This is a genomic window from Streptomyces hazeniae (genome assembly GCF_031845485.1).
Lineage (GTDB): Bacteria > Actinomycetota > Actinomycetes > Streptomycetales > Streptomycetaceae > Streptomyces > Streptomyces hazeniae.
Genome location: NZ_JAVREQ010000023.1, coordinates 69,861 through 83,706 on the forward strand (window position 1 = coordinate 69,861; position 13,846 = coordinate 83,706).

General features: G+C 74.5%; 13 protein-coding genes. 5 read left to right on the forward strand and 8 right to left on the reverse strand.

All coding sequences use genetic code 11. From position 1 onward, the window contains the following. Window positions 1-22: 22 nt before the first annotated feature. From RM572_RS22640 to RM572_RS22650, 3 genes are all read right to left on the reverse strand, one after another. Entirely contained in the window at window positions 23-2,170 is a 2,148-nt protein-coding gene (locus RM572_RS22640; protein WP_311675255.1) for a neutral/alkaline ceramidase, read from the reverse strand. Window positions 2,171-2,271: 101 nt separating this feature from the next. Further along, a complete protein-coding gene (locus RM572_RS22645) occupies window positions 2,272-2,760 on the reverse strand; it encodes an SRPBCC family protein (protein ID WP_311675256.1) in 489 nt (162 codons plus the stop codon). 205 nt (window positions 2,761-2,965) lie between these two features. Continuing rightward, window positions 2,966-4,048 (reverse strand): ATP-dependent DNA ligase, encoded by a 1,083-nt coding sequence (locus tag RM572_RS22650; RefSeq protein ID WP_311675257.1) that lies wholly within the window; start codon window positions 4,046-4,048, stop codon window positions 2,966-2,968. A 41-nt stretch (window positions 4,049-4,089) separates the two neighbouring features. On the opposite strand from RM572_RS22650, the gene ligD reads away from it, so the two are divergent. Continuing rightward, window positions 4,090-5,106, forward strand: a complete 1,017-nt coding sequence (gene ligD / locus RM572_RS22655; RefSeq protein WP_311675259.1) for a non-homologous end-joining DNA ligase — start codon at window positions 4,090-4,092, stop codon at window positions 5,104-5,106. Between the two features lie 27 nt (window positions 5,107-5,133). Here ligD and RM572_RS22660 read toward each other — a convergent pair whose 3' ends face one another. Then, complete coding sequence (locus tag RM572_RS22660) at window positions 5,134-5,343, reverse strand: DUF2277 domain-containing protein (RefSeq protein ID WP_027762282.1); 210 nt, start codon at window positions 5,341-5,343, stop codon at window positions 5,134-5,136. A gap of 29 nt (window positions 5,344-5,372) precedes the next feature. On the opposite strand from RM572_RS22660, the gene RM572_RS22665 reads away from it, so the two are divergent. After that, on the forward strand, window positions 5,373-6,290 hold the full coding sequence (locus RM572_RS22665; protein ID WP_311675260.1) for a pseudouridine-5'-phosphate glycosidase: 918 nt from the start codon (window positions 5,373-5,375) through the stop codon (window positions 6,288-6,290). Window positions 6,291-6,329: 39 nt separating this feature from the next. On the opposite strand, the gene RM572_RS22670 is transcribed toward RM572_RS22665, so the two are convergent. Together RM572_RS22670 and RM572_RS22675 are read right to left on the reverse strand one after the other, a co-directional pair. After that, complete coding sequence (locus RM572_RS22670; RefSeq protein WP_311675261.1) at window positions 6,330-6,923, reverse strand: Rv1733c family protein; 594 nt, start codon at window positions 6,921-6,923, stop codon at window positions 6,330-6,332. A 94-nt stretch (window positions 6,924-7,017) separates the two neighbouring features. Further along, a complete protein-coding gene (locus tag RM572_RS22675) occupies window positions 7,018-8,466 on the reverse strand; it encodes an LCP family protein (RefSeq protein WP_311675262.1) in 1,449 nt (482 codons plus the stop codon). 254 nt (window positions 8,467-8,720) lie between these two features. Between RM572_RS22675 and RM572_RS22680 the strand changes: the two genes are divergently transcribed. The 3 genes from RM572_RS22680 (at window position 8,721) to RM572_RS22690 (ending at window position 12,529) form a co-directional block, all read left to right on the forward strand. Beyond that, on the forward strand, window positions 8,721-9,740 hold the full coding sequence (locus RM572_RS22680) for a DUF6227 family protein (RefSeq protein WP_311675263.1): 1,020 nt from the start codon (window positions 8,721-8,723) through the stop codon (window positions 9,738-9,740). After that, on the forward strand, window positions 9,737-11,143 hold the full coding sequence (locus RM572_RS22685) for a sulfatase-like hydrolase/transferase (protein WP_311675264.1): 1,407 nt from the start codon (window positions 9,737-9,739) through the stop codon (window positions 11,141-11,143). The genes RM572_RS22680 and RM572_RS22685 overlap by 4 nt, the downstream gene beginning before the upstream one ends. Window positions 11,144-11,239: 96 nt before the next feature. Then, entirely contained in the window at window positions 11,240-12,529 is a 1,290-nt protein-coding gene (locus RM572_RS22690) for a transglycosylase family protein (protein ID WP_311675265.1), read from the forward strand. Between the two features lie 36 nt (window positions 12,530-12,565). On the opposite strand, the gene RM572_RS22695 is transcribed toward RM572_RS22690, so the two are convergent. Both RM572_RS22695 and RM572_RS22700 read right to left on the reverse strand, forming a co-directional pair. Further along, on the reverse strand, window positions 12,566-13,147 hold the full coding sequence (locus RM572_RS22695) for a hypothetical protein (RefSeq protein WP_311675266.1): 582 nt from the start codon (window positions 13,145-13,147) through the stop codon (window positions 12,566-12,568). A gap of 109 nt (window positions 13,148-13,256) precedes the next feature. Then, the gene (locus tag RM572_RS22700) at window positions 13,257-13,631 is read right to left on the reverse strand and encodes a DUF6343 family protein (protein ID WP_394813680.1); all 375 of its coding nucleotides are present in this window, start codon (window positions 13,629-13,631) and stop codon (window positions 13,257-13,259) included. Between the last annotated feature and the right edge of the window lie 215 nt (window positions 13,632-13,846).

Below are 13,846 nucleotides of genomic sequence, written 5' to 3' on the forward strand. Positions count from 1 at the left end.
GCCCGGCGGGGGCGAGCGGCAGTCAGGCGCGGACGGTGAAGGGCCGGGTGGTGCCGCTGAAGGCGCGCGGCGAGCCGATCAGCGGTTTGGCGTCGCCGTGGTAGCGGATGCGGTACGTGCCGGGCTCGGTCCCCGGCGGGACGTCCCAGGTGACGGTGACCTTCGACGCGGAGACGCCCTGCCGCCGCCAGCGCAGCGTCGTGGACCAGTCGCCGTCGTCCGCGACGGCGGTCCAGGCGCCGCCGCTGCGCCGTTCGACGCGCAGGTAGGTGCTGCCGCGGTGCAGGTCGTTGCCCGGGTGGGCGCCGGCGAAGACCGCCTCGGCCCGCTCCCCCGGACGCACGCCGTCGGCCGGCTCGGTGAGCACGTCGCCGAAGGCGTGGCCGAGCGGCGGGGTGTCGAGGACGACGCCGGGCTGGAGCGAGAGCGCCGTGTCGGAGATGTCGGGGGCCACCGGCCCGAGCGGGAGGTCGCGGCCGTCGCGCATCGCGGTGGCCAGTGCGGCGGCGACCTGCTGGAGGGCGGGGAGCTGCCAGCGGCCGAAGAGGGTGCTGCCGCCCTCGTACTGCTGGGCGTCGTATTCCTCGGGGGTGGTGACGTAGTGGAGGTAGGAGTTGGCGTACCCGGCGACCAGGACGTCGTCGAGCCGGGCGCCGGTGATGCCGGCGACGGTCCGGCGCAGGCGGAGACCCGCGCCGATGGTGACCTCGCCGGGGATACCGATCAGGTACAGCGCGCCGACGCGCACCAGCTGCACCGGGACGCGTTCCTGCACCCAGGGCAGCAGCCGGTTCATCGCGCCGACGGGCACCACGACGTCCTTGGGCGCCTGCGCCTGCCGCAGCTCGGGCGAGACCTCGTAGAGCACGGTGTCGGAGACGAGGTCCCAGAACGGGTTCTCGCCCTCCTCGAAGCCGGGGAAGGCGGGGCCGTCCTCGGTGCTCCCGGCCATCATGGCGGCGCCGATCGCGGGTTTCGACGTCCGGTGGGTGCGGCCGTCGCCAGTGAACTCGGGGCGCACCTCGACGTCGGAGAGGTCCACGTAGACCAGCCGGGAGTCCACGCCGCCGGTGAGCCGGGTGCCCGCGCGTCCGGCCTGACCGGCGGCGGCCTCGTACTGGCGCAGCCCGTTCTCGCGGGTACGGGCGAAGTCCTCGGGCGTCGTCGGGGGCGTGAGGTCGAGGTTCGGCGACATGTCGCCGGCGTTGGTCTGGGCGAAAGCGGTGACCAGGCCGGGGCCGTCGTCGGTGAGGTAGTCGCCGCCGCCGGCCTCCCGCTCCCAGTGGTAGGCGGCGTAGCCCTTGTTGTCGGCGCTGATCAGGCGGTTGTCGCCGGACATGCTCGTGCAGTGGGTGGGGAACCAGTTGAGCGCGCCGGCGAGGCGCCCGTCGCGCTCGACCCGCAGCAGGGTGCTCCGGGTGTCGACGGCGTCGGGGAAGTACCCGGTGACGTCGGCGCCGTTGCGGTCGAACGCCTCCCGTGAGCGGTTGACGTTCGCGCCGCGCAACTCGCCGTGGGTGAGAACGAGTTCGGACGGCTGAAGGTCCTGGTGGGCCCGCCTCACGGCCTCGACGATGCCGTCGGTGACCGCGGCGAAGGTCTTCTCGTGGAAGCCGAGGGTGGTGAGGTTGTACAGCGTGTGGTGCGAGTGGCCCCCGGGGCCGGCATGCGTGTGGGTGGCGGTGAGGAGCACGTTGCGGTGCGTGTAGAGGTCGCCGTAGTCGGCGGCGAGGCGGCGCAGCACGGCCTGGTGCACGCTCTCGAAGATCATCGGTGCGTCCACGACCACCAGCGCGGCCCGCTCGCCGCCGTCTGCCCCGTCGTCGTCGGCGACCACGAAGGCGCGGGCGCGCAGCCGGGTGTGCAGGCCCTCGGCCTGCTGGTCGATACGGCCGTAGCCCATCATGCCCACCTCGGCGATCTCACCGGTGGCGTCGGCGACGCCGCGGCCCACGAGAAAGCCCCCGCCGGAGGGCGGGGGCGCGGCGGGGGTTCCGGCGGCCCGGGCTCGCGCGGGAGCGGCCGTGCCGGCTGCGGCGAGCGCGGTGGAGGCGAGGAGTACGGCTCTGCGGCTGCTGCCCGGGCTCGCGGCCTCCGGACCGGCTTCGTCGTGCGGCGCGGCCGCTCCGGAGGGTCGCGGTGCGTGCCGGTGGGGGGCTGCGTCGGTCACGGATGCTCCTCGGATCGCCCGGTCCACTTGCCGGTAAGGGCGAGGAGAGCATGCCAGCCGTCGACGCCGGTGACAACAAGTCCCGCGCGTCCGCGCACGGTTCACCAGGTCAGCGGCTCGTGGTCGCGCTCGGCGACGGCGGGTTCCAGCATGCCGCGCAGCCGTTCCATGTCCTCGGGGAGGTCCCGTCGCCAGCCCAGGGCGACGATGGGCACCAGCAGCAGCATGCCGCCGTACAGGTGCACGTCGACCTTCATCTCCAGGGTGCTGCCGTCCCTGGAGTCCTCCTCGCCGGGCCGCACCCGGAAGGTGTAGCCGACGGACTGGATGCCCAGCGGCGTCCACATCCGCTGGCCGCGGAAGCCGATGAGGGACGGCGCCCGGTAGGCGCTGCATTCGAGCTGGTGGAAGCGGTGCCTGCCCGGAAACCGGTACCGGTACCGCGCGCCCTTGCGCGCGGGCGAGACCTCGTCGTCGTCCACCTCGGCGACGCCCGAGTTCCAACGGGCCATGTTGCGTGCGTCGGCGAGAAAGGCGAAGACCTCAGGTGGATTTGTCGACAAGCTCTGCGTCACCGAGAACGTCGGCATCGTCTCACCTCCGGCTGCGCTGGTCAGGGTCACCGGCTGCGGGCTGACGGCCTACTCGCTCCAGCATGTTCGCCCGAACGCCGTAGCTCACGCCGACCAGAGCCGTTCGAGTGAGGTAGGGGCCCTGTGCTGCGGTTTCTCCCTGTAGTACGCATACCCCGTCAGGCGCCATCGGCACCTGTTCGAGCCACACTTCGTACCGCGGTCACCCGCCGGAGGGCGGCCCGGAGGGGGTCAGCACCTCCGCGAGGTCGTAGTTCACGGGCTCCTCGAGTTGCGCGTACGTGCACGAAGCGGGGTCGCGGTCCTCGCGCCACCGGCGGAACCGCGCGGTGTGCCGGAAGCGGTCGCCCTGCATGTGGTCGTAGGCGACCTCCAGGACGCGTTCCGGCCGCAGCGGCACCCAGGAGAGGTCCTTCGTACCGGTCCAGCGGCTCGGCCCGCCCGGCATCCGGCTGCTCGCGTGCGCCTCCTCGCGTTGCCACTCGGCCCACGGGTGCCCGGCGGCCGACTCCATGCGCAGCGGTTCGAGTTCGGCGACCAGCTCCTGACGCCGGCGCATCGGGAAGGACGCGCTGACGCCGACGTGCTGGAGCGTGCCGGAGGAGTCGTACAGGCCCAGCAGCAGCGAGCCGACGACCGGTCCGCTCTTGTGGTAGCGGAATCCGGCCAGCACGCAGTCGGCCGTCCGCTCGTGCTTCACCTTCACCATCAGCCGTTCGTCCGGCCGGTAGGGCAGGGTGGGCCGCTTGGCGACGACCCCGTCCAGGCCCGCCCCCTCGAACTGTTCGAACCAGCGCCGGGCCACGTCCACGTCCCGGGTCGCCGGGGCGGTGTGCACCGGTTCCGCGGCGTCGCGCAGCGCGTGCACCAGCCGTTCCCGCCGCGTCGCCAGCTCGGTCTCCAGCAGGGCGTCGTCACCGAGCGCGAGCAGGTCGAAGGCGACGAACGAGGCCGGGGTGCGCTCGGCCAGCATGCGCACCCGCGAGTCGGCGGGGTGGATGCGTTCCAGCAGCGCGTCGAAGTCGAGGCGCCCGCCGCGGGCGATGACGATCTCGCCGTCCAGCACGCAGCGGCGAGGAAGGTGGGTGCGCAGCGCGTCGAGGAGTTCGGGGAAGTAGCGGGTCAGCGGTTTGGCGGTGCGGCTGCCGATCTCCACCTCGTCGCCGTCGCGGAAGACGATCGCACGGAATCCGTCCCATTTGGCCTCGTAGTGCATCCCGTCGGGGATACGGGCGGCCGTCTTGGCGAGCATCGGTTTGACGGGCGGCATCACCGGGAGGTCCATGCTGTCCGATTGTGTCGCGCCGGGGGTTCTAGCGTGCTGTCATGGGCGAGGCACAGGAACTGGACGTCGGCGGACGCACGGTGCGGATCACCAACCCGGGCAAGGTGTACTTCCCCGAACGCGGCTTCACGAAGCTGGACGTGGCGACGTACTACCGGACCGTCGGGGCCGGGGCGCTGCGCGCGCTGCGGGACCGGCCCACCACGCTGCAGCGGCACCCCGACGGCGTCACCGGCGAGTCGTTCTTCCAGAAGCGGGCGCCCAAGGGCATGCCCGACTGGATTCCCACCGCGCGCATCTCCTTCCCCTCCGGGCGGCACGCGGACGAGATCTGCCCGGCCGAGGAGGCCGCCGTGGTGTGGGCGGCGAACCTGGGCTGCCTGACGTTCCACCCCTGGCCGGTGCGGCGCGGCGACACCGACCGTCCCGACGAGTTGCGCATCGACCTCGACCCGCAGCCCGGCACGGACTACCGGGACGCGGTGTGGGCGGCCGGCGAGCTGCGTCCCCTGCTGGAGGAGCTGGGCCTGCGCGGCTGGCCCAAGACCTCCGGCGGTCGCGGGCTGCACGTGTTCGTGCCCATCGAGCCCGAGTGGACCTTCACCGACGTGCGGCGGGCGGCGATCGCGATCGGCCGCGAGCTGTCCTGGCGGAACCCGGAGCGGATCACGATGAACTGGTGGAAGGAGGAGCGCGGCGAACGGATCTTCGTCGACTACAACCAGACGGCACGGGACCGCACCATCGCCAGCGCCTACTCCGTGCGGCCCCACCCGCGCGCCCAGGTCTCCGCTCCACTGGAGTGGGACGAGGTCGCCGACGCGCGGCCCGAGGACTTCGACCTGGCGACCATGCCGGAGCGGTACGCGCGGGTCGGGGACGTGCACGCGGACATGGAACGGCACGTGTGCCGGCTGGACGCGGTGCTGGAGCTGGCCGACCGGCACGAGCGGGACCGGGGCGCGGGCGACATGCCGTACCCGCCGGACCACCCGAAGGCGCCGGGCGAGCCGAAACGGGTGCAGCCCAGCCGGGCCCGGAGCGATCCCGACGGCTGAGGGCGCCGGCGCGGCGGGTCGCCCGGCTCAGCGGCCCTTCACCACGAGGGAACCGAGCAGCTCACGCGTCGCGTCGGTCACTTTGTCCACTGCTGCGTCGAATGCGTCGCTGTTGTGCGAGGCGGGCGCGCGGAAGCCGGAGATCTTCCGCACGTACTGCAAAGCGGCTGCACGCATCTCGTCCTCGGTTACGGACTCGGCGTACGGGGGACGGAGTGTCTTGATAGATCGGCACATAAGACGACCGTATACGGACGGAGGCCGGGATGACCCTGCTGCTGGCGGACGAGGTGCGGGACGCGATGGCGCACGGGCGCCCCGTGGTCGCTCTGGAGTCGACGATCATCGCGCACGGCCTGCCGCGCCCGCGCAATCTCGAGGTGGCCCGGGAACTGGAGCAGCTCGTACGCGACGGCGGAGCCGTGCCGGCGACCGTCGCGGTGCTCGACGGGCGCGTGCACGTCGGGCTGGACGAGGCGGAACTGGAACGGGTCGCGGGCGACGAGAAGATGCGCAAGCTGGGCCATCGCGACCTGGCGCCGGCGATCGCCGAGGGCGCGAGCGGCGCCACGACCGTCTCCGGCACCGGGTTCCTCGCCTCCAAGGTCGGCATCCGGGTCTTCGCGACCGGCGGCCTGGGCGGCGTGCACCGCGGGTGGACGCAGACCCAGGACGAGTCGGCGGACCTGCGGATGCTCGCCTCGACACGGATCACGGTGGTGTGCGCGGGCGCGAAGTCCGTCCTCGACGTGCCGGCGACGCTGCAACGGCTGGAGACCCTGGGCGTCACGGTCATCGGCTACGGCACGGACGCGTTCCCGGGCTTCTACCTCACCAGCTCGGGCGAGCCGGTGGACTGGACGGCGCACGACGCGCGCACGGTCGTCGGCGCCATGCGGGCGCAGGAGTCGCTGGGCGGGCCCTGCACGGCACTGGTCGTAGCCAATCCGGTGCCGCAGGAGCAGCAACTCGACCCGGAGCTGCACGACCGGGTGCTGGCGGAGGCGCTCGCGGCGTGCGAGCGGGACCGGGTGACGGGGCAGGACGTCACGCCGTACCTGCTGGACCACCTGGTCCGGCACACGGACGGCGCGGCGCTGGAGGCCAACGTCGCCGCGGTCCGCGGCAACGCGCGGCTCGCGGCGCGCATCGCGGCCGTCTGGACGGCGACGGCCCACACCTGACCCTCCCGGGCCTTCGTACGCCGCGTCCCGCCGCCGGGGCTACGGCGTGCGGGGGCGCCACTGGGGTTCGACGCGGGCCCACTCGCGTTCCCACTGGCGGGCGCGCCGGCGGTCCAGGCCGCCGCGGACGGTGGCCTGCGCGACGCAGACGAGGGCGACGACCGCGCCGCCGGCGAGCGCCGCGCAGATGCCGGACTGGAGAGCGGCCATGGCCGCCCCCGCCGGTGGCGCGGTCTGGCTGCCGTCGGGCGCCACCCACAGCGGCACCGAGGTCCCGGCCCTGCTGCCGTCCGGTACCTCCGCCGAACCGCTGCGCACCGTGCCGTCGGGCGCGGTCCAGCGGACCGGCACCCGCGAGGTGTCGGCCCCCGGAGCCTTGTAGAAGGTCTCGCGGCTCTGCGGGTCCGCGTCCTCCATGACCACCGCGGAGACCCGGAGCCGCTCGGTGCGCTGATCCTCTGCCGTGCCGCGCGCGACGCCCCAGGTGACGAGGGTGGCCAGCGCCCCGCCGACGACTCCGGCCACGAGGGCGAGCAGCAGCACCCACGCCTCGACCTGGTCGGAGCGGCGCCGCAGCGGGTTCGCGCGCCAGCGCCACAGGCGGATCCGGGTCGTCGGGGTCGTCGGGGCCATGGCTCCCACCCCTTCCGGTCGCCGGTTCGGGGAGCGGTCGCGACCTGCCGGGTCCCACGATCGGCGCCTCGCATACCTGCCGTGTTCCCGGAAGTCAGCCGTTGCCGTCACAGTCCAGGATGTCACCCTTCGCGGGGGCTCCCTGGACGCTGCTGCGGTCGTGCACGACGGGCACCACGCGGGTTCCGGCCCGGCCCACGCGCACCTCCAGCACGCGGCCGTGTCCGCGCACCGGGCGGAGCACGGCGTCCGGGAGGGCCGCCGCCAGCGAGGCGGCCCGGCGCCGGTCGGCCGGCCGGAAGCGGATCTCGGTCGTCCCGGGAACGCCGGCCGAGGCATCAGCCGGCGCCGGGGCCTCCGCGGCGGCGGACGCACGCGCGCGGACGTCGAATCCGTTGCCGCGCAGGGCCCGCGCGACCCGCCGGGTCTCCCCCTCCGCCGCCGGCCCGCCCTGGACACGCACGGGGACGTCGGAGGGCGCCCAGGCCACGGGGACGCCGGGGGCGGGCAGGGCGTACGCCTCCTCGTCCGTGAGGGGACGGTCCTCGCGGACGGCGTCGAAGAGCCGGCGCGCGCGGTCCTCGTCCCAGACGAGCGTCGAGCCCCAGCCCGGCACGCGGTGGTCGAAGTCGGCGAGGGGCACGGTCGCGAACGCGGTGTCCCCGCTGTCCAGGTCGCGCAGCGCGCGGCCGAGGACGAGCAGGCGTGCGGTGGTCAGCTCCGCGTCGGCCCGGAGCGTGGTCAGCAGCGTCCCGGCGGTGCGGGCGAGAGCGACGGGGTCGTCGAGCACGCCCCGGTCGGCGAAGGTGTCGACCAGTTCGGCGAGGAAGTGCTGCTGGCGGCGCATCCTGCCCAGGTCCCCGGACGGCGGGATGTGGCGGGCGCGCACGTACTGGAGCGAGCGCCGCCCGTCGAGGTGGTGGGTGCCCGGCCGCAGGTCGAGACCGGAGTTGATGTCGCGCATCGGCTCGTCCGTGCACACGGTGGCGCCGTCGAGGCCGTCGACGGCCTCGACGAAGCTGCGGAAGTCGGCCTCCAGGTAGTGGTCGACGCGGACCCCGGTCGCCTTCTCGACGGTGCGGACCGTCAGTTCGGGGCCGCCCAGTTTGTACGCGCCGTTGATCTTTCCTGCCGCCGGCACCGGCGTGCCGGTGAGCGGAGGGGCGTCGTCGGGGCGGGCGAAGGAGACGTAGGAGTCGCGGGGAATGCTGATCACGCTGACGCGTTCGCGGTCCTCCGAGACGTGCACCAGCATCATGACGTCGGTGCAGTCGCAGGGCTCGCCCCCGACGTGGAGGCGACGCTTCTCGGCCTTGCTCAGTCCGGCGCGCTTGTCGAGGCCGACCAGGAGGAAGGTGAGGCCGGGACCGTCGGCGGGCCGGGACGCGGCGGCGGCGAACACGTCGGTGCGCGGGACGGCCAGGGCGACGGGCAGGCGGTTGCCGCCGTCGGCCACCACCGCTCCGGCACCGGCCAGCAGTCCGCCGCAGAGGACGGCGCTCAGCACGGCGCGACGTACACGGGTACGCGTCAGCAGGGACACGGGCACACCTCCGCGGGACGACGACGCCCGCAGGCTAGGCGCGCGCCGAGCGGCCGGCCGGGCGCGGCGCGGCGTGGCGCGCCCACCCTCACCCGCTCAGATCATCTGTCTGCGCAGTGCGGGCCGGATTCTCCTCGGAGGACGCCGGTTTCCGGCGAATCACACCCCCGGAACGCGTTCGGGACGCTACGGTGAGTGCCCGCGGGAAGCGGACGTCGGCCGGGAGCGGCCTTCGGACAGGAGAGGTTCCGCACATGGGCGAGACACTGGACGCGTCGCCCGAAGGGCATCTGCGGATGCTGCTGGCGCGCGCACAGAACCCCTTCGACGTCTCGGACGAGGTCCTCGAACGGCTGTCCGGTGCCGTGCTGTGCCGGATCGACATGCCGCACACCGGCCGCGGGGACGAGGCCGGCGGCGGCGCTGCGACCGGTGCGGCCGGCGGCGCCGGTGAGCCGGACACGGAGACCGCGCCCCCTGCGGGGGTGCGGTGCGGCCGGGCCCGGCACACCTTCCTGCTGGCGGACGGGGGCGTCCAGACCCTGTGGGAGCTGTGGCAGGTGGGCGCACCCCAGGAGGAGGACCCCGCCGGCGACGGCGGACCACGGGGCCCGCGGTTCGAGATATACGAGACCGAGGACGCCCTGCGCCGCTCCGAGCGGCGCGTGCACGGCGGCGGCCCGGTTCCCGGCCCGCGCTCGGCCGGGACCGGGGACGACCGCCCCTCCCCACCCGGCACGGACACCCTCCGCCCGCACTCCACAGGGCCCGAGTCCTTCGACGAGCTGGACGACCCCGACCCCCTCGACGCCCTGGACGCCCTGGACGCCCTGGACGCCCTGGACGCCCTCGATCTTCTGGACGTGCCGGGCTCCCTCGGCGCCCCCGGCGACATCGAGGACCTGCTGCTGGAGGAGGTCACCCGGTCCCGACCCTGGTCGCTGGAGGACTCCCCGGGGCACGCGCGCCGCCTGTTACGCAGGGCCGAGAACCCCGACCGGCCGGGTGAGGAGACGCTGCGGCTGCTGGCCGACGCCCGCGGCCACGACATCGTGCACGTGCCGCGGCCGCGCGCCTGCCCTCCCGGCCTGCGCCTGTGGTGCTCGCTGTACGAACACGCCTTCCTGCTGGCGGACGGCACCGAACTCCGCCTGTACGAACTGGAACACAACCTGACCGGAGGCGAAGGGCTCGTGTGCGAGGTCTATCCCGACGAGGCGGACGCCGAGCGGGCGGCCCGCCGGTACGCACGGGCACGGGGCATCGAACTGTGAGCCGCCGCCCGCCGAACGTGGTCGTCGTCCTCACCGACCAGCAGCGCTGGGACACCACGGGCGCGCACGGCAATCCGGCAGGTGCCACCCCGGTGTTCGACCGGATGGCACGCACCGGCACCCACGTGGAGCACGCGATCACCCCGCAGCCGGTGTGCGCACCCGCCCGCGCCGCGCTGCAGACCGGGATGTTCCCGACCGCCACCGGCGTCTTCCGCAACGGCCTGGCGCTGGACCCGGCACTGCCCACCCTGGCCGGCTGCCTCGGCGACGCCGGGTACGCCACGGGCTACATCGGCAAGTGGCACCTGGCGGCGGAGGCCTCCGGCCACGGCCCCGTGCCGCCGAAGTACCGTGCCGGCTACGAGAGCTGGCTGGCCAGCGAGATCCTGGAGTTCACCTCCGACGCCTACCGCACGGTGGTCTACGACGGCGACGGCGCGCCGGTGCGGCTGCCCGGCTACCGGTCCGACGCGCTGGTCGACGCCTCCGTACGGTTCCTCGCCGACCACCACGACCGGCCGTTCCTGCTGTTCCTCTCGCTGCTGGAGCCCCACCACCAGAACGCCACCGACGACTACCCGGCACCGGAGGGGTACGCGGAGCGGTTCACCGGCCGCTGGCTGCCACCGGACCTGGCCGCACTCGGCCCCGGCGCCCGGTACGGCGGACCGCACCGCCACCTCGGCGGCTACCTGGGGCAGATCGCCCGGATCGACGAGGGCCTCGGGCGGCTGCGCGACGCCCTGCGCAGCCTGGGCATCGCCGACGACACGATCGTCGCCTACACCGCGGACCACGGCAGCCACTTCCGCACCCGGAACGCCGAGTACAAGCGCAGCGCGCACGACGCGTCGGTACGGGTTCCGCTGGCACTGACCGGTCCGGGATTCGACGGCGGCGGGCTGATCCGCCGCCCGGTGAGCACCCTGGACCTGATGCCGACCCTGCTGGACGCCTGCGGCGTGCCGGTGCCGGATTCCGTGCAGGGACGGTCGTTCCTGCCGCTGGTCGGGGGCGGCACCGACCCGGGCCGTCCGGAGGAGGTGTTCGTGCAGATCAGCGAGTCGCAGGTGGGGCGTGCGGTGCGGACCGCGCGCTGGAAGTACGCGGTCGCCGCGCCGGACGCGCACCCGTGGCACGACGCCTCGGCCACCCGCTACGTGGAGTCCGAGCTGTACGACCTGCACGCCGACCCGTACGAGCTGGACAACCTGGCGGGCCTCCCCTCGCACCGCGAGGTCGCCGACCGGCTGCGGCAGGCGCTGCTGCGCTGGATCGTGCGCGCCGGGGAGGCCGAGCCGGTGATCGAGGAGGCCGCGCCCGGCAGACGCCCGGGCCGGCGCGCGGACCCCGAGGTCACCGGCCTTCCCTGGGAGGGGGTGCGCTTCGGGCACCAGTGACGCGGTGCCCGCCACGCCGCTCCCCCGCCGGGGCCGCGGCACCCGCTTCATCCGTCGCGACACCGACGCCGCCCCGCCGGCGTGGGGAGGACACTCATGCCCGCACGTGGACGCCACCGCCGCTACCGGCCCGGCCCCGTCTCCCGCACCTCACTCAGAGTCACGGCCGGCGGCGCCGGTCTCGCTCTGCCGCTCGTGGCCGCCGGCGCCGGTCACGCCGCCGCGGAGGACACCTGGGACCGGGTCGCCGAGTGCGAGAGCAGCGGCCGCTGGCACATCGACACCGGCAACGGGTACTTCGGCGGGCTCCAGTTCGCCCAGAGCACCTGGGAGGCCTACGGCGGCACCCGCTACGCGCCCAGCGCCGACCAGGCCACGAAGGACCAGCAGATAGCCGTGGCCGAGAAGGTGCTGGAAGGGCAGGGGGAGCAGGCCTGGCCCACCTGCGGGCCGCGGGCCGGACTCGGGGCGGACGACGCCCGGCCGGCCGGCGGCGCGGACGCGGCGACGACGACCGAGGCGGAACCGCAGACGAAGGCGGAGTCCACGGAGGCCTCGCGGACCCGGGCGGAACGCGCGGAACGCGCGGCGGCGGCCCGGGCCGAACGCCGCAGCCAGGCCACCTCGTACGAGGTGGTGGGCGGCGACAGTCTGTCGTCCATCGCCCGCACGCACGACGTGGACGGCGGCTGGCCCGCTCTCTACGACCGCAACCGGGACGTCGTCGGAGGCGACCCGGACCTCATCCTCCCCGGGCAGCGGCTGAGCCTGGAGGACCGGGCCGCGTCCGCGCCCGAGGCGAAGCCGGAGCAGCGCGAACAGCGGGCGGAGAAGCCGGAGCCGGAGAAGCAGCAGGCGGAGAAGCCGGAGCAGCAGAAGCAACAGGCGGAGAAGCCCGCCCCGAAACCCGAGCCGGAGGCGAAACCGAAGCCGAAGCCGAAGCCGAAGCCGGAATCGAGGGCCGAGAAGGCCGCGTCGCCGAAGGCCGTGTCGCCGGTGGCGGGGGCGCACACCGGGACCCCGTACCGGGCCTCGGGCAGCGGCTGGTCCTCCGGATACCACACCGGCGTCGACTTCCCCGTGCCCACCGGCACCACCGTGCGGGCCGTCTCCGGCGCAGCCGTGGTGTCCGCGGGATGGGCGGGCGCGTACGGCTACCAGGTGGTGCTCCGGCACGACGACGGCCGCTACAGCCAGTACGCGCATCTGTCGGCGATCTCGGTGTCGTCCGGGCAGCACGTCAACGCGGGCCAACGACTGGGCCGTTCCGGCTCGACGGGCAACTCCACGGGCCCGCACCTGCACTTCGAGGTGCGCACCGGCCCGGGCTACGGCTCCGACATCGACCCGCTGGCCTATCTGCGCGGGCGCGGGGTCGGCATCTGAGGCGGAACGCCGGGCGGGCCGGGGCCTCCCGGCGGGTCAGCCACGCGGCGGCGGGCCGCCGCCGGGCTCGTCCTCGTCGAAGCGCAGCCCCAGGTCGTCCGCGTCGTCGTCGGAGACGTGGACCGCGGACTCCTCACCGGACAGACCCTCGGCGTCCGACTCGGTGGCGAAGCTGTCCTGGTTGGCGGGCCGTGTGCCGGGCAGCGGGTCGTCGCTGAGCTGACCGGCCTCCGCGGTGGTGGTGTCCTCGGGCGCGGCGGGCCGGTCGGCTCCGCCGACGCCCACGTCGGGTTCCTCCTCGGCGAGGCGGTCGTCCAGCGACTCGCCCTCCAGTTGCTCGGCGGGAGTGGTACCGAAGCTCTCGGCGGCGACCGGGCGTTCGCCGGGCACGGGCATCTGCTGCGGGTCCTCGGCCCGCTGCGCCTCCGGGGTGCCGTCCTGGAGGTCGGGGATGCCCTCGTCCTCGGGGGCCGCACCGGGGTCGGCCGGCTCGTCCACGACGCGCGGCTCCCGGTATTCGGGCGACTCGGCCCTCTCCCCGGACTCCGTCGCCCGGCCCTCCGGAGGGGTCCGGCCTCCAGCAGGGGCACCGTTCTCGGTCGTTTCGGGGTCGTTCATGCCGTCCGCGGTACCCGTGCCCGCCGGGCGGAAACGCCGCGGGAGGCGTACCGGTGGATTGGCCCGCGTCCGGATGGTGGCCCTGGTGGCGGGAGGGTTGCGGCGCAGGTCAGCGGGGTGGCGGCAGACGCGGATGCTCGCGGTGGCGGCGGCGCAGGACGGCCACCAGGTCCACCAGCGCCAGCACGGACAGCACCGCGCAGGCGACGGCCAGCACGCGCAGCGACCCGCTGTCCGGAACGTCCTGCGGGCCGCTGACGGCGGTCCAGTACCAGAACAGGGCGGTGGCGGCGAGGAAGACGGGAAGGAACACCGCGGACAGCAGCAGCCGCAGCCCGAGGGCGCTGCGCGCGGTGACGGGCTCCGTCCCGGTGCGCTCCCGGCGGCGCCCCACCGCGCCGGAGCGCGAGCGGGGCACCGGGGCGCGGGTGGCGCGCCGGTTGGGGCCCCGCCTGCGCCGCTCACCGTGCCGCACCCTGCTCACCGCCTCGCGTCCGCGTCGCGCCCGCTTCCGCCCCTGAGGCCAGTGTCCACCCGCGCGCCGGAAAGTGAGGGCACACGCGGGTGCGGCCCCAGCGGAGTGCCGCACCCACGGAGTGTCACAGCAGGGGAACCGCTGGGTGAGCCCCCGGGGGCGCCCGGTTTCATCCGACCGCGCCGAGGTACCACGCTGTCGTGACAGCACCTGCCGACGCCGTC

Excerpts from the sequence above, each read along its gene's own strand:
- RM572_RS22645 (WP_311675256.1), bottom strand. The coding sequence starts at position 2,760 with ATGCCGACGTTCTCGGTGACGCAGAGCTTGTCGACAAATCCACCTGAG.
- RM572_RS22650 (WP_311675257.1), bottom strand. The coding sequence starts at position 4,048 with ATGGACCTCCCGGTGATGCCGCCCGTCAAACCGATGCTCGCCAAGACG.
- ligD (WP_311675259.1), top strand. The coding sequence starts at position 4,090 with ATGGGCGAGGCACAGGAACTGGACGTCGGCGGACGCACGGTGCGGATC.
- RM572_RS22660 (WP_027762282.1), bottom strand. The coding sequence starts at position 5,343 with ATGTGCCGATCTATCAAGACACTCCGTCCCCCGTACGCCGAGTCCGTA.
- RM572_RS22665 (WP_311675260.1), top strand. The coding sequence starts at position 5,373 with ATGACCCTGCTGCTGGCGGACGAGGTGCGGGACGCGATGGCGCACGGG.
- RM572_RS22670 (WP_311675261.1), bottom strand. The coding sequence starts at position 6,923 with ATGGCCCCGACGACCCCGACGACCCGGATCCGCCTGTGGCGCTGGCGC.
- RM572_RS22680 (WP_311675263.1), top strand. The coding sequence starts at position 8,721 with ATGGGCGAGACACTGGACGCGTCGCCCGAAGGGCATCTGCGGATGCTG.
- RM572_RS22690 (WP_311675265.1), top strand. The coding sequence starts at position 11,240 with ATGCCCGCACGTGGACGCCACCGCCGCTACCGGCCCGGCCCCGTCTCC.
- RM572_RS22695 (WP_311675266.1), bottom strand. The coding sequence starts at position 13,147 with ATGAACGACCCCGAAACGACCGAGAACGGTGCCCCTGCTGGAGGCCGG.